Here is a 22,101-nt window from a genome sequence, read left to right on the forward strand (position 1 = left end):
CCCGCTGTTTCTCCCCTCCTCTGGTAGGGAAGGGGTTGGGGGAGAGGTTTCTTCGTTCAAAAGCTGAGTTCATACGCATTTTTGTGCGGGGAAAGGCTGAAACGCCCCCCGATCTTCTAGTTCTTGAACGATAATTCCCGCTGCTTCTCCCCGCATCAGGGAACGCAGGAGATTGAGACGAGTTCCGCTATGAATTTCTGTGTCGAGTTCCTCGAAGATGCTTACCTTCTGCTGGCGGGACAAATGACCCTTCACTTGCTCGATGGCGGAAACGACGCTCTGAGGTCCTACCCGAACCATCTGCAAAAATAGGGCTAGGGTTTCGATGATGGTTGCTCGGCTTGCTTGGGAGACGGACATCTGGTTGAACAGAGTGACTCCGGTGCCGTGGTGACGGCTCTCGTCTTGCAAAAATCCTTCAAATAGCGAACTCAACTGAGGATTCAGGCAGTCTTTGGCGAGGTTTCTATAATGGCTCAGTCCCCAACCCTCTAGCACTATCTGAAGCACAAATAGCAGGACTGTTTTATCCTGGGTTTCCACCAAATCTGCCAGGAAGCGCAAGAAAGGGTCTTCCGTCCCCACGAGGTCTTTTTCAGGCAAAAAGCGACTAATCTGGGCAAGGTGAGCCACTTCGTCGGAGCTGAAGAGTGCGTAAAGCATCCGCTCCTCAGTGGTTTCTGCCAGCAGCACCATTTTTGCCATGTAACCGACTCCAGCTTTTTCGATGAAATAGGCTTCTTCTATGAGTCCGCCACTGCAAAGGCGCAGGATTTCTCCTTGCTCTTGTTGGCTGGAATCTTGGAAAACCTGCACCTTCTCAAGATTGAAATGAGCGGCGTCCCAATAGCGATCGCTCATAAATTCTGGGGAAACAGGATCGTTACCCAGCCGACTCTTCAAGGCTGAGGAGAGTACGCGACGCAGCTTGTCGTCAGATTGGATGTGGGGTAAATCGAAGCCTGCTGTTTTTTGGTATTGATTCATCGGCTTTTGCTCCCGATAAACAGCCGTCGATAGATCATTTTTGATAAAGGCAGGCGCAATCTATCTGGCAAGATTTGTTGATAAATATGGGTAAAATGGGCGTCCCAACCGACCCGAAATCGAAGGAAGCGATCGCTTGCTTCGGCAATGTCTGCAACCCGTTTGGCGACAAGAAGCGTATTATCCTGAGCCGTTGATATAATTTGCTGATTCAGCCTGCGATAGTTGTCCGTCTGAATTCGATAAGTTTCAGAGTTTCCTTCCCCCCAGCTCATATTCTTGCCATTGTTCGTCGTCTTGCTGGCTCCAGGTTCTACCAAGGCGACACGAACCCCGTGGGACTCAAGCTCGTAATAAAGACTCTCTGCCAAGCCTTCCAAAGCATACTTGCTGGCACAATGAGCCGAGGTTAAGGGAAAGCCAGTGAAGCCGAAAGTGGAGGAGATAAAAATTAGGGTTCCCTGCGCTTCCCGAATCAACGGAAGCAAAGCGCGAGTCAGGAACACCGCACCGAAGAAATTCACCTCAAATTGACGGCGGATTTGCTCCTCGCTAAGATCCTCCAAAGCGCCGTAGAACCTGTAGCCTGCATTATTTACCAAACAATCCAGCCGACCTTTTTTCCGAACTGCTTCAACTACGGCATCTCGTTGGCTGGGTTCGGTAATTTCTAGACTCAGAATAGTCAGGCGATCTCTATACTTTTCTAACGACTCTGCGAGGATCTCCCGTCGCTGTTGTGCGTTCCGCATCGTACCGATGACGTGCCAACCTCGCTTGAGAAACTCATCAACCATACCCCGACCGAAGCCGGACGAACAGCCTGCGATCAATACAGACTTCATCTCGCCTCCGTGGTTAGGGAGGAAGAGGGAGTGCTGGATGGCACAGCAGAGATCCCTAGCTCAGGGCGGGCACAAGACCCGCCCCTACCGCTGCTTTCCGGTTCGTCCGGCAAAGCCATCTGCCAAGTTCCCCAGGCGATCGCTTTCTGTTTCTCGACGTGCTGAATGAACTGGATAATCGACTTGTCCTCTTTAGTTGGAGTCTGAAAGTCAAACTTAATCGTTTGGAAAACTTGGGTATCTCCTTTAGCAAAATAATTTCCCACCATCTTCGTCAGCCAAAGCACGATTCGGTTAAAGATCCAGCCGAGAACACCGGGACGCTTCTTAGTAATTAATAAAGTCTGTCCTTCAGTTTTTCCGGCTTCGGTGAGGCGAAGGGCAAACATGATGTAGAAGTGCAGGAAGTCTGGCCCAACGGTTACTGTGCCAGTGCTGCCGTACCAATAGCACATACTATAAGTGACTTCATTTTTGTATAAGGGGCGGATTAGTTTTACAAACAGGGAATCTTCCCCTCCCCGCGTGGTGTTGCTGAAGGCGATCGCGTTTTCGTCGATTTCCTGCTTCTCAAACACAATTTTGAGCGGCAGATTGTGAACGGTATTGAAGTGTTGGGCGTCGATAGCGTTGATCATCACCACGTTGGGGTGACAGTTCTTCACGAAGCGAGACGCGATCGCCCCGTCGCATTCTTCGTCTTTGAGTTCCGGCGGACACGGCAAAGGCTGTCGTGGCGTTTCTCCCGTCCAAACCCATACCATCCCGTACTTTTCCGCCGTGGGCCAACTTTGCACCTTAGCTGGAAGCGGCTTTTCCAAACACGGAATATCGATACATTTTCCCGCTTGGTCATACTTCCAGTTGTGGAAAAAACAGCGAATTCCGTTGCCTTCGACTTTTCCTTCGGCAAGGTGTGCGCCCATGTGGGGGCAATATGCATCGAGAGCGATCGCTTTCCCGTCCTCACCCCGATAAATCGCCAGTTCCCTCCCCAAAAGGGTTACAGGCTTAACCTCCCCCACCTTAAGATTGCGAGAAGCGATCGCCCAATACCACCCCTCAATGAAACGATCGGGATTGTTAAAAGTCTTGGTTTTCCGAAGAGAATGAGACGCTTGCAAATTAAAATTCACCATAACTTATATACTAATAGCGTTCAAAATTTCCTACCTGAGTGAATATGCCGATCCAGAAAGCTTGACACAGGGAACTTTTCCCACATCCATCCCACCCTAAAATCAGTTTGGGGCTACTATTTCTCTCTTACACTAAGAATTTGCCAACTTCTAGCATCTATAACTTAATTTAGTAAATTTTTGTTTTAATTCAATTTATGCAATCTTTTATTTATCAACCACTAAAAATTTGTTCAACCTTTAGCGGGTTTTATAGCAATCTACGTTTAGCATTGCAAATTGAAAAAATAAGCGGTTTTCCATTGCCTAAAAGTCTTAAGCGAAAAAAAACAGGACTTACGCAAAGCTTATACATATAGCGTTCTTGTCGGTTCAATCCCCCTGTGGTTGCCCTCAGATGTGGTGATGTTGCGTAAGTCCTGAAAAATATAAAATAATTACAAATCCAATACTTCTTATAGACTCTTCTTCCCTCTTCTCTCTTCTTTCTTTCCTTCGTGTACTTCGCGCCTTCGCGGTTCCTAAAAAAATACAACTTACTTAGCATTACCCTATGCAAGATCGCTCATTCCTAAAAAACTCTTTAGGTTCAAAAAGAATAGCCGAAAACGTATATAAACGTGCCCAACGAAACGTACCTGCTTACAAACAATTTTTAGAAACCCAAGGAACTAAAGCGCAAGTTCCATTTAACCAGCTACCTTTGTCAGACAAAAAATCCTACGCCTTAGTTTATTCATTTGAGGAATTGTTGGCATATGATGCCGATAAAATTTATGCGATCGCTCGTTCTTCCGGTTCATCCGGAAACTCCTTCTATTGGCCTATTTTAAAATCAACCAGCCGTTTTGTCGGTCTTAAAACCCGAATATTTCTGGAACGAACCTTTGCGGTACACCAGAAAAAAACATTAGCAATTGTCGGACTTAGCTTAGGAAGTTCTCTAGGAGGAGTGTCTTTTTCCGGCGCGTTAAATAATATGGCAGCGAATACGCCTTATCCTTTTTGGGTATTTTGTCCGGGCGTCCAGCACGATGATATTATCGAGATGATCTGCAAGATGAACCCATTCGTGGATCAGATTATTTTATTTATTGTACCATCCGCGATCGCGCATCTTCATCTAAAGGCAAATGAATTCAAGCGATCGCTGCCATTGGAAAAATTAAGATACATCGTAATTGGTGAACCTTTTCCAGAAAGTATCCGCAATTCTTTGCAAAATCGTGCGGGGATAGCAGAAGATACTCCATTTATGTTTTCCATGTACGCCAGCGCCGATACAGGAGGACTTGGAACTGAATCTCTAGCTTCTGTCGCCTTACGAAAATTGCTTTATCGCAACCAGACACTTGCTAATTCGCTAGGTATAAAATCTCCAATTCCTCACTTCTTTCATTTTATTGCTTCTAACACTTTTGTGGAAGTTGTTGATGGTCACTTTTGCGTGACCCGTTGGCAAGGAATTCCGCTAGTGCGCTACATTCTCTACGATCTTGTTGATTTATATAGTTGGCGGAAATTAAGAAAAGCAATTCTTACCTCAGATAACCTAGATTCTCAGGATGAAGCTTTAGTCCAGATTATTGCAAAATCTAGCGCTTGGCTTCCGGATATTTTAGCAGTCACGGGTCGTTCGGATAGTTGTTTAATTCTTTTAGGTACTAATCTTACGGAATATATGTTAGACGAAGCGGTAAAATGCGAAGAACTACACGATATTCTCACCGGACTATACCGCGCCCGAATTGTTTACGAAGAAGACCAACAGTATCTAGAATTCAAGCTGGAACTTCGGCAAGGTGTCACACCCGATGAAGCAGTAAGCGGTAGCGTCTATTACTCTTTAGTGAAAATTTTGGGGCGAGTTCAGCCTGAATTTCTTGATGATTGGAAGCGTGTTTTTAGCGCTTGGGATAACGTTCCTGGTAAGCGTATTTTGCAGCTTAATTTCTTACCTTGGCCCGCTTTATCTCAGGCAACGGAAAAAGCTATAAAACAACGAGGAATAGTCAGTCCTTAATTGCTATCGTTTCTCGTCCCCAGTTAGTGTAGGTTGGGTTGAGGTACGAAACCCAACAAAACCTAACTCTTTGTTGGGTTTCGTACCTCAACCCAACCTACCAGCTGTAAACGAGGATAAAGGATGCTTCTCTCGGTTGGTTTACGAGAAGGGTTGGAGTGAGGTTCTGGATAGAAAGTCATGTTTTTACTTGCATTAAAATCAACCCATTACCCGCCTCAAAAAAGTAGTATTAATAATGCAAATCCTTATCATATTCCACTTTCCCGTAGTCTAATTTCACAATCCTATCGGCAACTTCAAAATATCGGTCATCATGACTAACAACCAGAACAGTTTTACCTCTACTTTTTAACTCTGGTAACAGTTGAGTGTAAAAAACTTCTTTGAATACAGGGTCTTGGTCTGACGCCCATTCATCAAATATATAAATAGGACGATCTTCCAAATACGCCGTTAATAAAGCAAGGCGTTTACGCTGTCCTTGCGATAAAGCAGTAGTGGAAAGAACACCATCTTTTACCTGCACTTTATGGTCTAATTCCAGCTTTTCTAGGTACTTTTGGGTTCGGTTAGTCAATGCTGGAGTGTCTAATCCTAAAAGACGATCGAAGAGATAGAAATCAGAGAAAACGACTGAAAACTGCTGACGATACCAGTCGCGATTTTTATCCGTAATCGGCTTATTGTCAAACTTAATTTCTCCCGATTCCGGGATATATAGCCCAACCAGCAGCTTCACAAGAGTAGATTTGCCACTGCCATTACCACCAACAATAAACACTAATTCTCCAGGATTAAAAGTTAGGTCAAGCGGTCCTAAAATGAAGCGATGTTCTTCCCGTTCCCCACGGTAAGCATGAGTTACACCCACTAATTCTAAAGACTGCCAGTCTAGCTTTGAATCAATAGGAAGCGTTAACTCCGGCTCAGTTCTTTGGGCTACTAAAGATAAGCCAAGCGATTCAATCTTATCTAAAGCAACGTTAGCTCTGCTTAAATCGGGAAGGCTGTTTAAAAGACCGCGCAACGGAGTAATCATAAAGATGATCGTTAAGGCATAGCCGGATAGAACAGAAACAGGGATATTTCTTAGCAGGGGTAAACCAAAAATCAGCAACCCAATGGGAACGAAGAACAACAGTAGCCCCCAACTTGCAGCAAAAGCGAAAATACTCATCGCCGCAACTCGATAATGGCGCGAAGACGCAGCGGCTGACTGGAGGTCTTGGGAGAGAAAAGCTTGGCGTCTAGAGTGGTGCAGCTTGAGTTCCTTAGTCCCCTCCGTGGTAGTCCGGAAATGCTCGTATAACCTGTCTTGCACTTCACGGGAAAGTTTGAAAGAATCCCTGCCTTTAGTCACCAGTAGAGTGTGACTAAAGATTCCCAACACCATGAAGCCCAGGATGAAAAAGAAGACAGGCACAGATAGCCAGCTCAAATAGAGCAGGCACGCTACTAAAATGGCGACATTTACAAACAGTCCGGAAACGGAAATAGAGGCACTAGAAATTGCCTCAATATCTTCTGTGAGGGTAGCTAGAAGCCGGGAGGAACCTATTTCTTCTAGGTGACGCAAGGGGCAAGCCAGGATGCGTTGGTTTAAGAGCATTCGCAGATTGAAGATGACCTCCTCTGCTAACCGGGCAATCAGCACTTGAGAAGCAGTCGTAGTCACAAACATAAGCAAGCACAAACCAACAAAGCTCCAAGCAAGGGTATTTGTTGGTAATGGAATATCTCTTAATGTGAGGTTAATTAAGGCAATTAGACCTGCACTGCTACCACCGCTGAGAAGACCCGTCAATGCAGCCAGAATGACTGTTACCCAAGAATTGTTGAGGAGAAGGCGGATCAGCTTCATGTAATAACACCCCAGTAGATAAAGACCAGCACTATCCTGTCAGATGCTAGTCCTGTTTGTCGTTAGCGTCAGCAAATTGTCGCTATCCGGAAAGAAGAAGCAGTTGCTACCAAGTCACGCGATCGCTTAATTTTTTTAGCAAGCTGGGGCCAACTCCTGGCACTTTGTCAAGGTCTTGTAACGACGTAAAGGGTTTCTGCTGACGCGCCTCAATAATCCGCTGAGCTAATTTTGGCCCAACTCCGGGCAATGCCTCGATTTCTTCTTTAGTTGCAGTGTTGAGGTTGACCGCATCAGAATTGGACTGAGGGCTAGGGACGGAGGACAGAGGAGATTTAGAGAGATTTTTAGGGTTTGGTTGCGCCTTTGGGATCGGAAGTTTGGTTTTTGGATTGGCAGTTGAGGTGGTTTGGGAGGGTTGAGAAGCTGTTGTTAGCTGGGGACATTGTTTCTGCTGTGCCTGTATTTTCTGCCCAATCCCATCAGGAACACCCAAAATGGCATTCTCATAAAGGCGGTCAAATTCCCGCTCATAATGGGCAGCAACAGTCGGACTTTCAATGACTAATAGCGTCTCATCATTGCCGCTATTGGCGGCTTCTGACCAGTTGTGGGAGCCAGTGATGACGTTTTTTTTATCCAATACCCCAAATTTGTGATGCAATAAATCGCCCTTTGGCAGCAGAGGCACGCCAACTGTAGTAATCGGTTCTTGCCAAGGGCGGTTATCGGCTTCATACTTGCATTGATTGCCCAAGGCAAGCCCCATCATGTCCAAAGCTTCACTGTAGGGGCGATAGACAAAATCGGGGTCAATTAAAGCCCGTATCTGCACGCCCTGTTGATGGTCGGTTTCCAGAATATTCGCTAAATGCTGATCGGAGAAGACAAACAACGCTAAATTGACACTTTGGGCAGCGGTACTCAAAGTTTTGCCAATTAAGCCGTTACTACTTTGATTCCAGGGTTGGGTTGTGGATGTTGGGGAAAACTGGACGGTGACGGTGGTCTTGACGAGGTTGACTTGCTGTGCGGGTCGATAGGGCTTTTTGATGCCAAATTTACTATCAGGTTTGCCTCCTGGCCCATCGCCCCACATCGCGTTAAACTCTTGGGTGAAAAGGGTTGCCAACTCCGGACTATCTATTTTCAGCAAGTTATTGGCATTGCCCAAGCTGGTAGGCTTGGCAAAATCACCGTGAATATCGGACGTAGTGAAGTTAGCGGAAGTTACGAGAAGTTTTGCGTTATCGACGATAACAAATTTGTGATGCATCAGGCTGCTACCTTTGGAACCGTCAGCCGTATCGTCGATTGTAGGGATACCCGCGTTGCGTAACATTACCAAGGCATCTCCTTGGTTAATTTCCGCTGGACTGAGCTGATTATCGCCGTTGCGGTCTACTAATTTGAGAAATTCTTGATAGCGATCGCGTTCTCGTTGCGGCAGTTTCGCTAACTCTGCTGAAGCAATCGCACTTAGAGGACGAGTGTAGGTATTTTCTAAAATTACCCGGACTTTTACCCCAGCTTTCTGGCGATCTACCAGCGCCGTGGCAATCTTCGGTAAGCGCAACTCTTGCACCGCCACATCGACGGTAGATTTAGCAGAAGCGATCGCATCGACAATCTGTTGCTCTAAATCATCTCCCTGCCGTCGTTGCTGGCGGTAAGGCTCAGTATATTCTGACGTTTGGGCGTGGTTGAAGTATACCTGAACAAAAGGATCTTGAGGCAGAAGCGTGAGACGGGAATTGTGCGACTGCACCAAAGGATCTTGAGGCAGCGTGAGACGGGAATTCTGCGACTGCACCCGCTGACACGCGCCGAGAGTTAGCGCCAGCAGTAACGTGAAGCCCAGACGGATTGCAGGTGGGGAAAAAAGAAGATGCACGGGAAGTTGGATTCGCTGATAGATAGAGAGGATAGGCGAACTAGCCATCCCTTTTTTACGTCATCGAAGCATAAATTTCTTTCATCACCCACACGATAACCTGATGGATTAGCGGTGTCATCACCAATTTTTCGTCAGCAAGCGAAAACGATTCTCAAAGACTTGTCCCTCTTGCATTAACATAAACTGCAAGCGGACAAAATTTTGATCTTGTCCAACCGCCCACGGCGGAGAGTTTCCACAGGATAAAAGCTTTGTGGGGGTGGGAGGCACCAAGCCACACCACTATTTTTTATGCCAACCAGAAAAAAAACGTTTTCGTGCGGTCACAAAGGCTATGGTCAAACTTGCCATCGCTGCGTTCAAGAACGCGCCACCTGGATTCAAAGAAAACAGGAAAAACAGGAGTGGGAAGATTCTTTTTCACTCGATCCGATTAATTTAAGACATCTTCCCGCTCATTTGGTGGTCAAGGCGCGAACCATCATCGCTAGGTTAGAGGGTAGCAGAAACTATATAGAATTTCGGGGCAAGCGGATGCGCCACAACCGCTTGATTATTAGTATCCCCTTGAGCCGCGACTACCGGATGATTTGCCGCGACTGCGGGACTAAGCTGGTGCCAGAAGAAGTCATGTCTCACGAAGAATATAACGTCTGCAAACCGGGTGGTTAGGCGAGAGACTCTCTAGCGAGAGGCGCTATATGCTGAAAGAAGAGACAGCCTGTCGCTTAATCAACCATGCAAATTTATCTGGATTATAGTGCTACTACGCCCACTCGCCCAGAAGCGATCGCACTCATGCAAGCCGTTCTCACCCAGCAGTGGGGGAATCCTTCCAGTTTGCACGAGTGGGGGCAACGGGCTGCAACGGTTCTGGAACTGGCAAGAATTCAGGTGGCTGGACTCATTAACGCACCGGCTGAGTCGATTATCTTCACTTCTGGCGGCACCGAGGCAGACAATCTGGCGATTATGGGGGTTGCCCGCAGCTACAGGACGCCCCAGCATCTAATTATCTCCAGCGTCGAGCATTCAGCCGTGTCAGAACCGGCGCGTTTATTGGAGTTGTGGGGTTGGCAGGTGACGCGGTTGCCTGTAGATACTAAAGGTAGGGTGAATCCCACCGATTTAGAAAAGGCGCTGCAACCGAATACAGTCTTAGTTTCGATTATTTATGGGCAAAGCGAAGTCGGCACGCTGCAACCGATTGAGGAATTGGGCAAGATTGCCCACTCCCACGGGGTGTTGTTTCACACCGATGCCGTCCAAGTCGCTGGACGCTTGCCGATTGACGTGCAGCAGCTGCCGGTGGATATGCTATCTCTTTCCAGCCACAAAATCTATGGCATTCAGGGTGCGGGTGCCCTTTATCTCCGCCCTGGTGTGGAGTTAGCGCCCTTATTGTGCGGGGGAGGGCAAGAATTGAAGCTGCGTTCTGGGACTCAGGCTGTTCCTGTCATTGCTGGTTTTGGCGTGGCGGCTGAGTTGGCGGCGCAAGAATTGGTAACAGAGACACCGAGATTGATAAAATTGCGCGATCGCCTGTTTTCCCATTTAGCGAATGTTCCCCACCTCATCCCCACCGGCGACAGGCAGCATCGGCTACCCCACCACGTCAGTTTCAGTGTCATCGGTGAGAGTGAAAAAGTCACCGGAAAAACCATTGTGCGGCAGATGAACCTGGCTGGAATTGCCATCAGTGCTGGTTCAGCCTGTCACAGCGGTAAACTCAGCCCCAGCCCCATCTTGCTGGCAATGGGGTATAGCGATGCACTTGCCTTGGGAGGCATTCGCTTCACCCTGGGACGGGACACGGAGGAAGCCGATGTAGACTGGGCGGCAATGGTGCTGAAGCAAGTTTTGGAACGATTGATGCCTGTTTCCAGGATTAGTTTTCAGCCGGAGCGAGTTTTGAGTTTAGAATTTTGAATGCTAACAACTCACAGTAATAAGTAGATGGGAATCATCAACTACAACATTAAACCTAATCCCCAACCTCGTTGCATGGTAGGGAAGGGGGCAATTTCCCTTACAGATTAAAACATTCTTTCTCTTGTTCCCTCTCCTCTTAGGAGAGGGTTAGGGAGAGGTTTTTTAATGAATTTGACATTTTGGTTTAATCCACTTAAATTCAACAATTTTCCAGATGGCAGAACTTCCCAAATCACTAGAAGAAGCGATCGCGCAATCGGGCAAAGCTACCCAAGCCGCGATCGCAGATGGTTACACCCGAATCAAGGTCGAATTAGTCTTCCCAGAACTCAAACCGATGCCTGTCGCCTTGCAATTCATCGAAGTCTTTGAGGAGATGGCATCGGAGTTGAAAGTTTTCTTCCCCGACGCCGGGGCAGCTGCCCTTGCCCGCCGCGACTGGGGACAGGTACCATTTAAAATTACAGATATTGGCAGTAGCCGATCGTCCGTAGATGAGAAAATTCACCCAGACGACAGAGTTTTCTTGCTCGTTGAACCTTCTGCTGTAGAAGTTTTGCAAGTCGAAAAACTGTGCGAAGCCGCAGGCGATCGCCCGGTTGTTCTGCTCAACCCTCAACTGGAAGATGCCGCCATTATTGGCATTGGCTACGCGGGACGACAATTACGCGATCGCTTCCTGACTACCCTAGAATCCAGCTACTATCTCAGACCCCTCGACGGTGCTGCGGTGCTGCGCTGCTACCCGTCCCCCTGGCAAGTTTGGCAGGAAACAAACGACCACTATCAGCTAATTGCCGAAGTTCCCAAAAAACCAGTGGGCGAAGAACTTGACAAAATCCTGGCAGGAACAACTCAGACTACCGACACCTTCCTCGACACCCCAACGCCGAAAAAACCGGGATTGTTCACCAATTTACAACGGTTCATCCGTACCCTGAGCCGTTAAATTAAAAATCCAAAATTAAAAATGGTACATTCTTCCTTCATTTTTAATTTTTAATTTTTAATTGTGTGCATAACAGCGATCGCGCCCTGCTGCTTTTGCCTGATAGAGGGCGGTGTCTGCTGCGGAAATTAGCATTGCTGGTGAGGATTCTGAAGTCGGAATCACACTGGCAATGCCCAAACTGAGAGTGATCTGCTGACTTGTTGGAGAATTAACGTGAGCGATCGCTAACGCCTTCACTTCAGCGCGAATTTTCTCAGCAACTTGGATTGCTCCCTCAGCCATCGTATTTGGCAAAATAACCGCAAATTCTTCTCCCCCATAACGAGCCACTAAATCCGCCGAACGCTTCACTGCACGCTCAATGGCACTCGCCACTGCCCTTAAACATTCATCTCCCGCTTGATGACCGTAAGTATCGTTGTAGAGTTTAAAAAAATCGATATCGCCCAAAATTAATGATAAGGGTGCTTGCTCTCGCACCAGCCGCCGCCACTCACTATCCAGGTACTGGTCAAAGCAACGGCGATTCGCTATCTGAGTCAAACCATCTAAAACGGCAAGGCGCTGTAACTCCTGATTTGCTTGCTGCAACTGTTGATAAAGTTGGGCTTGTTTAATAGCGATTCCCGCCTGTGTTGCCAATTCTTTGAGCAAATTAATCTCTAGCTGCTGCCACTGTCGCGGTTGCGAACAATGATGAACAATCAACAATCCCCACAAATCCTCGCCTTGGAGTATGGGAACCACCAAGTTTGCTCTTACCTGAAACTGAGCCAGTAAATCAATGTGACACTGACTTATCCCTGCCGTATAAATATCTTCAATCGCTTGAATACGACCGTTTTTGTACGGCTGGACATAAGTTTGTGCAAAGCAACGATCTGTAATCGTCGATCCCAAAATTGGCGTCCACCTAGAATCGACCGCCTCAACTGCGACAACGCCACTCCAGTCTGGTTGAAAGCGGAAAATTACTACCCGGTCAGCCTGAAGAAATTGTCGCACTTCCGTCACCGTCGTGTTGAGAATTTCCTCTAGCTTCAGAGATTGACGAATTTGGTGGGTAATTACCCGAATCAACGACTCCCGCTTTGCCTGCTGCAACAGTGCCTCTTCAGTGGCTTTGCGCTGAGTGATATCAGTCAGCATTCCCAGGACACCCGCATATTTCCCCGCTCGATCGAAGATGGGATTGGTAGAAACAATCGCCCATAAATCGGAGCCATCCTGACGGCAGAATTTAAAGTCATGTTGTTCTTTAATTCCTTGGCGGCGACGCTCCATTAAAGCTTCTGCGATCGCGCGACCTTCGTCATCCATAAAAGCAAACAAAGGCTTGCCTAACATTTGAGCCGCTGTTAGTCCTAGCATTTGTGCCATCTGGTTATTCACAAAAGCTGTATTCCCCTCAGGATCGAGAACCCAGATCCCTTCAACTGTGGTTTCGACAATTCGACGATATCTCGCTTCGTTTTCTCGTAGTGCTTGCTCTGCCTGCTTGCGCTCCGTTAGGGAAGCGATATAATTAGCCAAGCTTCCGATCCATCTCAGAAATGAATCATCGCATTCAACAATTTCCAGATGGGCTAGACTTAAAACTCCGATTGACCTTTGGTTGACGATCATCGGCATACAAATGAAAGTTTTAATCCCAGGCTGCCAGAGTATTTTATTAGAGTTACCATTCTTGTCTGACTGCGGGAAATCCGTCTTTACGACAGGCTGACCCGTGCGAACCACAGTCCCCGAAAGCGTCTGGTCTACCGGCACCTCAAGAACAGTTGTATCCGGAGGCAAGGGAACTCCTTTTACCCCTGCAAACACCATCATTTGCCGCGCTTCGTCATAAAGTTCGATGGTGATAATCGGAAAACCAGTATCAACACTAATTTGTTCAACAATCTCTTGAAATGCGGTGTAAAGAGATTGAGTACCCTGCGTGATTTCTGAAATTTTGTATAGCGTTAGCAGTTCCAGATTGCATAGGTTGAGCTTGTTTTCTGAGTGCTTGCACTCGGTAATATTCTGAGCTTGGGCAATCAATAAAGGTGGAGTATGCTGTGCCTCAACCAACTCTGTTTCGACCTTCAAAAGCTTCAGCGAGAAGTCAAAGATGGCGATAGTATCTCCCACACCCCGCAGCTCAACTTCGTAACCCACGAATTCTCCATCTGCTGCTTGAGCGATCGCGCATTTTAAACGTTCCTGGATCTCTAGCGAAACGCTCCACCACCGCGCTTCCCAAAAAGGACGACCCATAACATCAGTTGCAGTGATTCCACCGAAGTCTAGCGCCGTCTGATTGGCTTCTATGACAATACCGTCTGATTGCAGTAGCGCGATAAATTGGGATGTTTGATTAAAAATAGCGTGGAATCGTCTCTCACTTTCGCTTAACGCTGTTTCAAACCTTTGTCGTTCGACGATCTCCTTTTGCAGTTGTTCGCTCGTCTGGATCGGTTTATCTGTGAATGCTGCAACCAGCTCTTCAAAATGCTCTAACTGTCCACGAGGAGTGATGCGATGCGAATTGTCATCCCAGGGTAATAATTGATGGGGGTTCATTTCCTAAACTCCTAATACCATTGGCCCAAAAATACCCCTCTCCACAAGAACAGTAGCCAAGCGATCCCCTGAGCGAATGATGTCATACCATAGGTTTACACATCTGCCCTAATGATGATGAAGGAAAACATAAAATGTTATTAATCTTCCGCTGAGCGGCGGCTTCAGAAATTTGAAGTTGAGGCGATTTGATGGATGCGATCGCTTGGGTTAGCCGCTAGATGCAGATTTTTGTCTTGGGGCTGGCTTCCCCGATCGTGGACCTCTTTTAGAGCGAAATCCTATGTGATGATGATTCGACTGTTCGCTCAAACGGCGGATGCGTCAATGGTGGCACTTTTCCTAACACGAATGTAATAAAAAATGCGATGAGTGAATTTTCACGGGCTTGATAGTTATCCTAAGTTTAAAGTGACAAATCGGCATTAGAAACGCTATCCAATTTTCTGCTCATCTGAAAAGGAATAGTCAATAATTTGGGGTGTTGGGATGGCAACGAATTAAGTCGTTTATGTTGTCAGATTACGAGGCGTTTGAAACTACGGGGATGTTACCGTGAGTTAAAGATGCTGTTGATACTAAATCTTTGCTGGATATTCCCCTGGAGGGTCAATCTGAGGAGTATAGGCGCAAAGTTTTGGAGTTGGCTTTTAAAGGGAAAATTGAGCCAACTGACCCAAGATTTCTGATTTTATAGGCTACGGGGCGATTGGAAGTGCTGATTCGAGAAAGTCCCAAACCAGAGGATTTTGAGTTGGTGTGCGATCTTTGGCGCGGATTAACATTACGAACGGGTGGCGCTTGAGAAGCAAGAGGGGCAAATTGCTGAGGCTGTCAATTCTCTAGTGCGTCAGACCCAATTGACAAGGATGGTGACATCTGCGCGTTCTTTGGTGGTTGCGGTGGGTATCCTCTTAACGACGTTGGGTGTCGGTGCTTTGATGGGATGGATGGGTTTGCTTTGGTCGCAAGGGGGGTTTGCGCTGGGGCAGCCAGTTCATCTGACAAAACGAGCAGGCTCTGGCTTTGCGGTGGGCGACTAGCGCTGAGGGGAAGTTTGCTCGGAATTTGATCAAGTGGTATTCGGATAGTCTGACTAATTTAGAATCCAAAAAGGATGTCAAGCGTTTAGGGTGACTATGGAAGTTGCAGGAGGTGAATCTACATCGGGGTTCTCCACTATATGGGTTGAAGCTCTAGAAAAGCGTAAATTTAGGGATTAAATGTTTGCGGTTTCATACACTATAAAGTGGTTTAGGCCGCAAATGCAGCACAATTAATAGTTGGAGCGCTTGAGTTTTTTTGGTTAGGACAATTCTTTTGGAATCAGTTTCGTTGACAATTTAAGCAATATCTCAAGGAGCAAGTGTTATGGATACTAAAGTATTCAAGAGAAGAATTCTCTCAATTGATGGTGGTGGTATCCGGGGTATTATCCCTGCGATCGTTCTCAACTACATTGAAGAGCAAACAGGAAAACGAATAGCAACAATGTTTGATTTTATTGCAGGCACTTCAACAGGAGGAATTTTAGCACTGGGTTTAACTAAACTGAACTCAGATTCTAGGATCAATAAGGAGCCAGAGTACACATCTGCCGAACTTGTAAATTTCTATCGCAAATATGGAAAAAAGATTTTTAGTGAGAATATGCCACTGGGTCTAGATGATATGGGACAACCCAAGTTCAACCCACAAGGTAGGCAAGAAGTTTTCACGGAGCTTCTAGGTGAAGCGAAGGTTGAAGACGCATTAAAAGAAATTTTGATCACGAGCTACGATATCGAACTGAGAGCACCAGTTTTTTTTACAAGCAATCCGGAAGCAGAAGACATCGATAGTTATAATAGCCGCAAAATATGTAGGGGATTCAAAATGGTTGAGGCAGCAATGGCAACTTCTGCTGCACCGACATTCTTTCCGCCTTACAAACTCGACACAGCACATCGTACTCCAGAGGGATATTACGCTTTAGTTGACGGCGGGATTTTTGCAAATAATCCTTCCTCACTTGCAATGATGGAGGCGATGATTTCTTACAAGGAAGCACATAAGGGTGAAGAACTAGAACGTACTGATACCCTTGTTGTTTCTTTGGGGACTGGCTCACTAACTAGACAATATAAGTATAATAAGGTGAAAAATTGGGGACAAGTCAAATGGGTACTTCCCTTATTGAACATTGTTCTAGATGGTCAAAGCGAAGCTGTTGCTTTTCAGCTTGATAAGCTAATGGTAAATAAAGGAGAGAACAGAAACTACTACCGTTTTCAACTTCAATTGAGTGGCGATCATAATCACGATCAGATGGATAATGCAGATCCTGGTAATATCGATTACCTAGAGATGCGAGGTGAAACATTGACTGAGCATTGTCGGGATAGTTTGGATCAGTTGTGTAAGCTTTTGAAAGAGGACAATACGCTTGGGATAAGAACAATCTGACTTCCTTTCACAGGTCTGTATTTCCCAAGTTAACTGTAAAGTACGACACTGATGCTTACCTTCAACAAATCTAATGTAGAGAGCATCGATTTCTCAATCATAACTAATCTTCATAAATCTTTACCTCAAAAGTTTATGAAGATTAGTTAATTTAATAGGTTTCACTCTTTCTTCTCCCTATTCAGTATTAGAGATAGACACTGAAACCGAGTTTCTTTCCTCGGGAAGTTTGATATTTCGTTGCTGCAAGCCAAAGAAACCGGGTTCCTGGGATTACTCAATGGTTGTTCTAACAATCTATTTTAGAGCAACTCACTAACATTTATGAGGTTTTAGCAGTCATACTTACTTTTTCCTTTCGCCATTTTTCTACACTTTGTTTAACAGCTTCTATTTCCTCAAAATCTACCCGCATCACAGCCGTTTCAAATTCTACGCCCAAAACTGTGCTAACTTCGAGGATTTCTACAAAACTGGCACATTGATAATCTGTATCTTCATACTGCCTAACTCGCCGTTCTTCAATTCCTAGTATTTGAGCTAATTCTTGTTGACTGATTTTGGCTGCTATCCTAGCTTTAATTAAAGCATCTGACAGCTTATTTATGCTCTCAACTTTAATTTGAATCGGCTGGATTTTGTCACAATTAATAAGCCTTTCATATTCAGCAATTTCTGCTTGTAAAGCCATCAGGTGAGATTGCTTGACATCGCGAGAAAGTTGCCAACCATCGGGGTCGTTTTTCTTCAGTTCCTCATCTTGGTCTAACGCCATAATAGAATATTCAAATTTTCGCGCGCATTCTTGACTGTATTCATACTCTTTTTCATTTTTAATCATGGTTTCCACCTCAATAAATCTATAGCAATAATACCTTTAGGATTTAACTTTCTGTCACGCTGAAAGAATTCTAAGGAAGCTAAACCGTTATGACCCATATAAGTACATAGGAAGGGGGAAGGCGGACGCTTTTCCTGAGCATACCAGGGTGAGCGATGCTTGCAGAGATAGCGATCGCTCACATCCTTCTCTTACTCATTAATAGTCTCTGCTGCTTGACCTTTACCTTGAAGTCTAGCCAGACGTTGCTCTCGCAGACCAGTTTCTACCATCGCAATTAATTCATCAAGCTGGAGTGTGAGCAAATCGATTTGTTGGTTAACTTCACGCCACCTAGCAACACTTCGCGCTCTCGTCTGGGGGTCGGGTATTTGGAGTTGTTGATTCATGGCAGATTCCAATTTTGTTTGGTTTCAGAAATGCTTGCCTCAATAGCACCGATTAATGCCTCAGTCTGCTCAATAGTTTGAGCCAATAAGTTCAGCATAGCATCGGTCGCTATCGGCTGGTATTCGGCTATTCCTAGCGCCAGAGTATGCAAACGCGAGTAAGGCATTCTCAGTCTCTCAGCACCGCTTTGCATCTGATCTAATTCTGGTAGGGTTGCCTCATTCTCCCCAAACCGTTCAAATATGGCGAACTCAGTAGCTTTGGCTTCATCAATCAGTTCTACTAACCGTCGCTGCAAGTAAAAGATAGTAGCTAAAGTTTGGTCTGGTAATTTGGCCATTATGCCCCAGATTATAGACAAGACTACATCATACCCAAGAGAGCTGCAACTACCAGAAGAAACGTTAAAAAGCACGCAAGAAACGCGATCGCACTTCTACTTTATAAAACTTCAACAATCTTTCCAGCTAGAGCATTACCCAATTCCCTCGGCTCCAGCTTATGCAACCCACCCCCATACACGCGCCCCTCACCCATCAGAACTTCATCAGAAATGCAACCCTTGCGCCTGCCAAACCTCTTTAAGCAATTCTGGCTGATTTAAAAGCACTTTAGCAAGAGCAGGTTTAGGGTACAACATCAAATAAACATTGGTAGCCGTCGCCCTTGAGTGATTCAGGATAAATCGAAAAGGTCTACCTCTACCACTATCCTGACGACCCATATAGGTACAGAGGAAAGGGGAAGGAGGACGCTTTTCCTGAGCATACCAGGGAGAGCGATGCTTGCAGAGGTAGCGATCGCCTCTCTAACCTCATCACTACCCCACCGCCAACTCTGTAAACTTACGCATATAAGGCGACCTGTATCCCAACACGATATCAGACTTAGGCACTCCGGCTTCAATTAACTCGTTGGCTATCCCCACCTCAGTCCCATCTCGTTGAATCCAAATTTTTCCCTCCCTAATCTCAATGTGAATAACACATCCAAACACCCGTTTTTCTCCACGCCACCCGACATGAAACATCAGATAGCGATCGCGATCGACATCGAAAGCAATTTGAGTTTCCACTTCGCGATCGTCACTGTCGCCCTCAGAATGTTTTCCGACAATCGATTTAATTATTTTTCTATATTTCTCTATTTCCATAGTACAATCTCCTCCCTAATCGGATTGAATACAAGTAAGTTTAATTGCATCCGCATTACTGACATTTGAGCTAAACGCCGAGTGAAAAATTCTTCATAAATATCTTCGGGTACTGCTAGATAAAGAACTCTATCTGGCTGTTGTTCTGCTAAAACCACTTTATAGTTCCAAGCTTGACCGATCGCTTCGTGAAAATTATTAATCAATGAAAGACCTAAAAAACTTTTAATTTCTACTGCTATTTTCTGTCCGTACCTTTCTGCTCCCAATAAGTTATTTTCAGCACCTAAATCTACATACAGCTTATCTTCATCTACTTTAAGATAGATAGGATCGTCAGTAATTGTCCACCCTTCCTTTTCCAGTGCTGAACGTACAATGGGATGAAAGATATCTTTTGCGGACATAGCTTTATGTGAGGAAAGGGGAAGGAGGACGCTTTTCCTGAGCATACCAGCGAGAGCGATGCTTGCACAGGTAGCGATCGCCTTCCCTATTTAAGCCACAGTAAAAGATATATTTTCCAGCACTACATTAGGGATATTTCCTGCACCTAAAACTTCTGTAGCATCTAAAACTTCTATCCCTACTAATAATTCATTTTCACCAATATTTAAAGCAATTTCCTCAGTTAACTGCAAAGTGCGACACTGATGCTTGCCTTCTACAAGTCTAATGTAGAGAGCATCAACTTCTGAATCATAACTAATTTTCATAAACTTTTACCTCAAAAATAAAAAGTATAGACCGTGATAACGACTAATTCAGTATCAGTCTCGGCAACAATCGGTGCGACTTTTTTGAGAGAGTAGAACTTACCCTGCCAATCATTATTATATTGAAAAGTGGCTTGATATTTGTATCTACCATTTTTAGCAGGTTGTCGATTACCTGTAATAATAGCATCAACAATTTCTGCTTCATTTGTACCTCTTTCAATCGCTTGTTCTTGAGCATGATTAGTTAATCTAATGGTTTTATTTTGCTTGTCCAATAAATTAGATGCGGGTAAAACCTCAAGAATCCTCTCACATAGAGTATTACCCAATTCCCTCGGCTCCAGCTTATGCAATCCACCCAATACACGCGACTCTCACCCATCAGCACCTCATCAGAAATGCGATCGCGTAGCGTGCCGTAGGCAACCCTTGCGCCTGCCACACCTGTTTGTGAAATTTTGGGTTTATAAAGAAAAAAAGGGCAGAGGAATACAATTTTAGATTTTGATTTCAGAGTTTGGATGACACAAATCTTGTCAGTAGCCACTTCCAACAATTTATTTGTGGCGAGATTAAGATGAAATGGTATAAGAAGAAAGCCCTTTCTACCAAGCCTTCTTACCTCTATCCTTACCCCATAGCTCTACCAGAAAAAGAATTAAAAGGGGAAGAATTTTACATATAGGCGATCGCATCTTGCCGTCTCTACACCCGTTGCTGGTTCATACCCACTACTTTCATAAAGTTTGACCGCTTCTTTAAGGACGCTAGCCGTTTCCAGCCAGATTGCCTGAAAACCACGAGAAGCGATCGCGTTTTCGAGTTGTTGTAACAAATACTTACCCAAACCTTGCCCTCTCACCGCTGGCAATAGATACATTTTGCGTAATTCTACCGATTTGTCCCCGCGCTTCACCGGATAATACGCGCCAGTCCCCACCAGTTGCCCCTGTCTTTCAATTACCCAAAACTCACCCCCAGCATCTTGATAAAATTTTTCTACCTCCAGAACATCCCGATCCGCGCCCTCTGGCTCCCAAGACAAGCCATACTCGGTTAACACTGAATAGATAACATGAGCGGCAAAAGTGCGATCGCGCTCCTCCCAGCCACGAATCACAAAATCCCGATATGGAGCTTTCATTCGCTTCTTGCCTTTAGCTGTGAATTCTCGGTTCTGGGTGCAGCGTTTCCAGCAACTGACTCTCAACAACGGCTAATTCCTCCAGCCTTTGGTTGACAACAGCACGCTCAAAATAAGTATCGGCAAGCAGCCAATAAACGCCATAGTGACGTGCCTCAGATGCCATCAAGCTGCCATAAAATTGGGCTAACTCTGGATTGGGCAAGTGGGTGGCAAGTAATCCCAGCCGTTCGTGACTTCGAGCCTCAATCAACCCAGAAACTAGCAAAGAATCCAATAACCGCTCCGGCTCCTTGGCGCGGATTTGCGCCTTCATCCCGGCACCGTAAGGAGGCGCAGAGAGGGCAGCTAGAGGGATGCCACGACGTTCCAACCACTGGTTAACCAGCTCAAAGTGTTCCAGTTCTTCGCGGGCGATCCTGGTGAGCTGCCGCACCAGCTGAGTATAAGAAGGGTAGCGAAACATCAAATTCAAAGCAACCCCTGCTGCTTTCCGTTCGCAGTGGGAATGATCGAGCAGAATGGTATCCGCGTTAGCGATCGCCTGATTTACCCAAGCGATACTGCTGGCTTGTTTCAGGGCAATAATGACTGGCAGCGTAGTAGAAGACACAGGAGGCAAGGAACTTTAGTTGAAAAAATTCTGACATTTAACTATAGCGAGAGGATTTTTCGCTTGATTGTCTCGCTCTGTTTCACCCAACACTCACCTGCCCTTAGGGATATTCCCGATCCCCGAATGTCCTACTCAGGCTTGGCGAGATATGATTAATACTGTAGTCTACCATACTTACAATTTGCCACGTCCCGCCACTTAGAAGAGAATTTAGAACTTAAAAGTCAGCTTTGAAAATGCACTCTTGACTTCTAATTTATAGCTGATTTTTCCCAGTGCTTTTTTGGTGTTCCCTATTCAGGCTGTGCATCCGTTCCGTGAAACTCTTAATACACAGAAAGGACATTGCTTTTTTGACATCCATTTCCTACTTGATTGACTTACTAATCAACCCAGTTTTAGCGTGGTTATCAGTTTTAACAGGCTGTGAGTTTCATCTGGCTGTAACGGAGCAGACGCGACAAACATCTCACCGATGGTTTATCGGTGAGACATTGGAATTTTACCATATTGTGCCGCGTTTGAAAGTCACTTTCCCACCAGCGCGATAACCTGGGCAACATGACTAGGGATGTCCATGAGTGTATAA

General features: G+C 45.7%; 24 protein-coding genes and 1 pseudogene. 9 read left to right on the forward strand and 16 right to left on the reverse strand.

What is annotated here, in order from left to right:
* Positions 1-69: 69 nt before the first annotated feature.
* From AC2VDX_RS15265 to AC2VDX_RS15275, 3 genes are read right to left on the reverse strand one after another with little or no spacing between them, the layout of a single operon-like run.
* On the reverse strand, positions 70-987 hold the full coding sequence (locus AC2VDX_RS15265; RefSeq protein ID WP_378183168.1) for a ferritin-like domain-containing protein: 918 nt from the start codon (positions 985-987) through the stop codon (positions 70-72).
* Entirely contained in the window at positions 984-1,832 is an 849-nt protein-coding gene (locus AC2VDX_RS15270) for an SDR family oxidoreductase (protein WP_378183171.1), read from the reverse strand. The genes AC2VDX_RS15265 and AC2VDX_RS15270 overlap by 4 nt, the downstream gene beginning before the upstream one ends.
* Positions 1,829-2,971 (reverse strand): aromatic ring-hydroxylating dioxygenase subunit alpha, encoded by a 1,143-nt coding sequence (locus AC2VDX_RS15275; protein WP_378183174.1) that lies wholly within the window; start codon positions 2,969-2,971, stop codon positions 1,829-1,831. The genes AC2VDX_RS15270 and AC2VDX_RS15275 overlap by 4 nt, the downstream gene beginning before the upstream one ends.
* A gap of 553 nt (positions 2,972-3,524) precedes the next feature.
* Here AC2VDX_RS15275 and AC2VDX_RS15280 point away from each other — a divergent pair.
* Positions 3,525-4,994 (forward strand): phenylacetate--CoA ligase family protein, encoded by a 1,470-nt coding sequence (locus AC2VDX_RS15280; RefSeq protein ID WP_378183177.1) that lies wholly within the window; start codon positions 3,525-3,527, stop codon positions 4,992-4,994.
* Between the two features lie 232 nt (positions 4,995-5,226).
* Here the strand turns inward: AC2VDX_RS15280 and AC2VDX_RS15285 are convergent, their stop codons facing one another.
* Positions 5,227-6,858, reverse strand: a complete 1,632-nt coding sequence (locus AC2VDX_RS15285) for a cyclic peptide export ABC transporter (RefSeq protein WP_378183180.1) — start codon at positions 6,856-6,858, stop codon at positions 5,227-5,229.
* 106 nt (positions 6,859-6,964) lie between these two features.
* On the reverse strand, positions 6,965-8,800 hold the full coding sequence (locus tag AC2VDX_RS15290) for a DUF655 domain-containing protein (RefSeq protein ID WP_378183183.1): 1,836 nt from the start codon (positions 8,798-8,800) through the stop codon (positions 6,965-6,967).
* Positions 8,801-9,046: 246 nt separating this feature from the next.
* Between AC2VDX_RS15290 and AC2VDX_RS15295 the strand changes: the two genes are divergently transcribed.
* From AC2VDX_RS15295 to AC2VDX_RS15305, 3 genes are all read left to right on the forward strand, one after another.
* Positions 9,047-9,427 carry a DUF7682 family zinc-binding protein gene (locus AC2VDX_RS15295; RefSeq protein WP_378183186.1) on the forward strand — a complete coding sequence of 127 codons (381 nt, stop codon included), beginning with the start codon at positions 9,047-9,049 and terminating at the stop codon, positions 9,425-9,427.
* Positions 9,428-9,493: 66 nt separating this feature from the next.
* Complete coding sequence (locus AC2VDX_RS15300) at positions 9,494-10,684, forward strand: cysteine desulfurase family protein (protein WP_378183188.1); 1,191 nt, start codon at positions 9,494-9,496, stop codon at positions 10,682-10,684.
* A 217-nt stretch (positions 10,685-10,901) separates the two neighbouring features.
* Positions 10,902-11,636, forward strand: a complete 735-nt coding sequence (locus AC2VDX_RS15305; RefSeq protein ID WP_378183191.1) for a DUF1995 family protein — start codon at positions 10,902-10,904, stop codon at positions 11,634-11,636.
* A gap of 57 nt (positions 11,637-11,693) precedes the next feature.
* On the opposite strand, the gene AC2VDX_RS15310 is transcribed toward AC2VDX_RS15305, so the two are convergent.
* Positions 11,694-14,204, reverse strand: a complete 2,511-nt coding sequence (locus AC2VDX_RS15310) for a diguanylate cyclase domain-containing protein (RefSeq protein ID WP_378183194.1) — start codon at positions 14,202-14,204, stop codon at positions 11,694-11,696.
* A gap of 586 nt (positions 14,205-14,790) precedes the next feature.
* Between AC2VDX_RS15310 and AC2VDX_RS15315 the strand changes: the two genes are divergently transcribed.
* From AC2VDX_RS15315 to AC2VDX_RS15330, 4 genes are all read left to right on the forward strand, one after another.
* Entirely contained in the window at positions 14,791-14,901 is a 111-nt protein-coding gene (locus tag AC2VDX_RS15315) for a DUF6753 family protein (protein WP_378183197.1), read from the forward strand.
* 97 nt (positions 14,902-14,998) lie between these two features.
* The gene (locus tag AC2VDX_RS15320) at positions 14,999-15,247 is read left to right on the forward strand and encodes a DUF6753 family protein (RefSeq protein WP_378183200.1); all 249 of its coding nucleotides are present in this window, start codon (positions 14,999-15,001) and stop codon (positions 15,245-15,247) included.
* A 25-nt stretch (positions 15,248-15,272) separates the two neighbouring features.
* Positions 15,273-15,341: a hypothetical protein gene (locus AC2VDX_RS15325; RefSeq protein WP_378183331.1), complete on the forward strand. Its 69-nt coding sequence runs from the start codon at positions 15,273-15,275 to the stop codon at positions 15,339-15,341.
* A gap of 234 nt (positions 15,342-15,575) precedes the next feature.
* Positions 15,576-16,649 (forward strand): patatin-like phospholipase family protein, encoded by a 1,074-nt coding sequence (locus tag AC2VDX_RS15330; protein WP_378183203.1) that lies wholly within the window; start codon positions 15,576-15,578, stop codon positions 16,647-16,649.
* 322 nt (positions 16,650-16,971) lie between these two features.
* Here the strand turns inward: AC2VDX_RS15330 and AC2VDX_RS15335 are convergent, their stop codons facing one another.
* From AC2VDX_RS15335 to AC2VDX_RS15380, 10 genes and pseudogenes are all read right to left on the reverse strand, one after another.
* Positions 16,972-17,490, reverse strand: a complete 519-nt coding sequence (locus AC2VDX_RS15335) for a DNA-binding protein (RefSeq protein ID WP_378183206.1) — start codon at positions 17,488-17,490, stop codon at positions 16,972-16,974.
* 191 nt (positions 17,491-17,681) lie between these two features.
* On the reverse strand, positions 17,682-17,879 hold the full coding sequence (locus AC2VDX_RS15340) for a hypothetical protein (RefSeq protein WP_378183209.1): 198 nt from the start codon (positions 17,877-17,879) through the stop codon (positions 17,682-17,684).
* Positions 17,876-18,220 (reverse strand): hypothetical protein, encoded by a 345-nt coding sequence (locus AC2VDX_RS15345; protein ID WP_378183212.1) that lies wholly within the window; start codon positions 18,218-18,220, stop codon positions 17,876-17,878. Before AC2VDX_RS15345 ends, AC2VDX_RS15340 begins: the two co-directional genes overlap by 4 nt.
* Positions 18,221-18,321: 101 nt before the next feature.
* Positions 18,322-18,682, reverse strand: a pseudogene (locus AC2VDX_RS15350) (SAM-dependent DNA methyltransferase); the annotation flags it as partial.
* A gap of 18 nt (positions 18,683-18,700) precedes the next feature.
* On the reverse strand, positions 18,701-19,033 hold the full coding sequence (locus tag AC2VDX_RS15355) for a XisI protein (RefSeq protein ID WP_378183215.1): 333 nt from the start codon (positions 19,031-19,033) through the stop codon (positions 18,701-18,703).
* A complete protein-coding gene (locus AC2VDX_RS15360; protein ID WP_378183220.1) occupies positions 19,024-19,440 on the reverse strand; it encodes a XisH family protein in 417 nt (138 codons plus the stop codon). Before AC2VDX_RS15360 ends, AC2VDX_RS15355 begins: the two co-directional genes overlap by 10 nt.
* 90 nt (positions 19,441-19,530) lie before the next feature.
* Positions 19,531-19,749: a DUF2283 domain-containing protein gene (locus tag AC2VDX_RS15365; RefSeq protein WP_378183223.1), complete on the reverse strand. Its 219-nt coding sequence runs from the start codon at positions 19,747-19,749 to the stop codon at positions 19,531-19,533.
* A gap of 11 nt (positions 19,750-19,760) precedes the next feature.
* A complete protein-coding gene (locus AC2VDX_RS15370) occupies positions 19,761-20,081 on the reverse strand; it encodes a DUF4258 domain-containing protein (RefSeq protein WP_378183225.1) in 321 nt (106 codons plus the stop codon).
* A 329-nt stretch (positions 20,082-20,410) separates the two neighbouring features.
* Positions 20,411-20,896 (reverse strand): GNAT family N-acetyltransferase, encoded by a 486-nt coding sequence (locus AC2VDX_RS15375; RefSeq protein WP_378183228.1) that lies wholly within the window; start codon positions 20,894-20,896, stop codon positions 20,411-20,413.
* 13 nt (positions 20,897-20,909) lie between these two features.
* Positions 20,910-21,509, reverse strand: coding sequence for a MiaE family protein (locus tag AC2VDX_RS15380; protein ID WP_378183231.1), 600 nt, complete (start codon positions 21,507-21,509; stop codon positions 20,910-20,912).
* 356 nt (positions 21,510-21,865) lie between these two features.
* On the opposite strand from AC2VDX_RS15380, the gene AC2VDX_RS15385 reads away from it, so the two are divergent.
* Positions 21,866-22,063, forward strand: coding sequence for a hypothetical protein (locus AC2VDX_RS15385; protein WP_378183234.1), 198 nt, complete (start codon positions 21,866-21,868; stop codon positions 22,061-22,063).
* Positions 22,064-22,101: the final 38 nt, after the last annotated feature.

It is taken from the genome of Coleofasciculus sp. H7-1 (assembly GCF_057473865.1).

Excerpts from the sequence above, each read along its gene's own strand:
- AC2VDX_RS15265 (WP_378183168.1), bottom strand. The coding sequence starts at position 987 with ATGAATCAATACCAAAAAACAGCAGGCTTCGATTTACCCCACATCCAA.
- AC2VDX_RS15270 (WP_378183171.1), bottom strand. The coding sequence starts at position 1,832 with ATGAAGTCTGTATTGATCGCAGGCTGTTCGTCCGGCTTCGGTCGGGGT.
- AC2VDX_RS15275 (WP_378183174.1), bottom strand. The coding sequence starts at position 2,971 with ATGGTGAATTTTAATTTGCAAGCGTCTCATTCTCTTCGGAAAACCAAG.
- AC2VDX_RS15280 (WP_378183177.1), top strand. The coding sequence starts at position 3,525 with ATGCAAGATCGCTCATTCCTAAAAAACTCTTTAGGTTCAAAAAGAATA.
- AC2VDX_RS15285 (WP_378183180.1), bottom strand. The coding sequence starts at position 6,858 with ATGAAGCTGATCCGCCTTCTCCTCAACAATTCTTGGGTAACAGTCATT.
- AC2VDX_RS15290 (WP_378183183.1), bottom strand. The coding sequence starts at position 8,800 with ATGGCTAGTTCGCCTATCCTCTCTATCTATCAGCGAATCCAACTTCCC.
- AC2VDX_RS15295 (WP_378183186.1), top strand. The coding sequence starts at position 9,047 with ATGCCAACCAGAAAAAAAACGTTTTCGTGCGGTCACAAAGGCTATGGT.
- AC2VDX_RS15300 (WP_378183188.1), top strand. The coding sequence starts at position 9,494 with ATGCAAATTTATCTGGATTATAGTGCTACTACGCCCACTCGCCCAGAA.
- AC2VDX_RS15305 (WP_378183191.1), top strand. The coding sequence starts at position 10,902 with ATGGCAGAACTTCCCAAATCACTAGAAGAAGCGATCGCGCAATCGGGC.
- AC2VDX_RS15310 (WP_378183194.1), bottom strand. The coding sequence starts at position 14,204 with ATGAACCCCCATCAATTATTACCCTGGGATGACAATTCGCATCGCATC.
- AC2VDX_RS15330 (WP_378183203.1), top strand. The coding sequence starts at position 15,576 with ATGGATACTAAAGTATTCAAGAGAAGAATTCTCTCAATTGATGGTGGT.
- AC2VDX_RS15335 (WP_378183206.1), bottom strand. The coding sequence starts at position 17,490 with ATGATTAAAAATGAAAAAGAGTATGAATACAGTCAAGAATGCGCGCGA.
- AC2VDX_RS15340 (WP_378183209.1), bottom strand. The coding sequence starts at position 17,879 with ATGAATCAACAACTCCAAATACCCGACCCCCAGACGAGAGCGCGAAGT.
- AC2VDX_RS15345 (WP_378183212.1), bottom strand. The coding sequence starts at position 18,220 with ATGGCCAAATTACCAGACCAAACTTTAGCTACTATCTTTTACTTGCAG.
- AC2VDX_RS15355 (WP_378183215.1), bottom strand. The coding sequence starts at position 19,033 with ATGGAAATAGAGAAATATAGAAAAATAATTAAATCGATTGTCGGAAAA.
- AC2VDX_RS15360 (WP_378183220.1), bottom strand. The coding sequence starts at position 19,440 with ATGTCCGCAAAAGATATCTTTCATCCCATTGTACGTTCAGCACTGGAA.
- AC2VDX_RS15365 (WP_378183223.1), bottom strand. The coding sequence starts at position 19,749 with ATGAAAATTAGTTATGATTCAGAAGTTGATGCTCTCTACATTAGACTT.
- AC2VDX_RS15375 (WP_378183228.1), bottom strand. The coding sequence starts at position 20,896 with ATGAAAGCTCCATATCGGGATTTTGTGATTCGTGGCTGGGAGGAGCGC.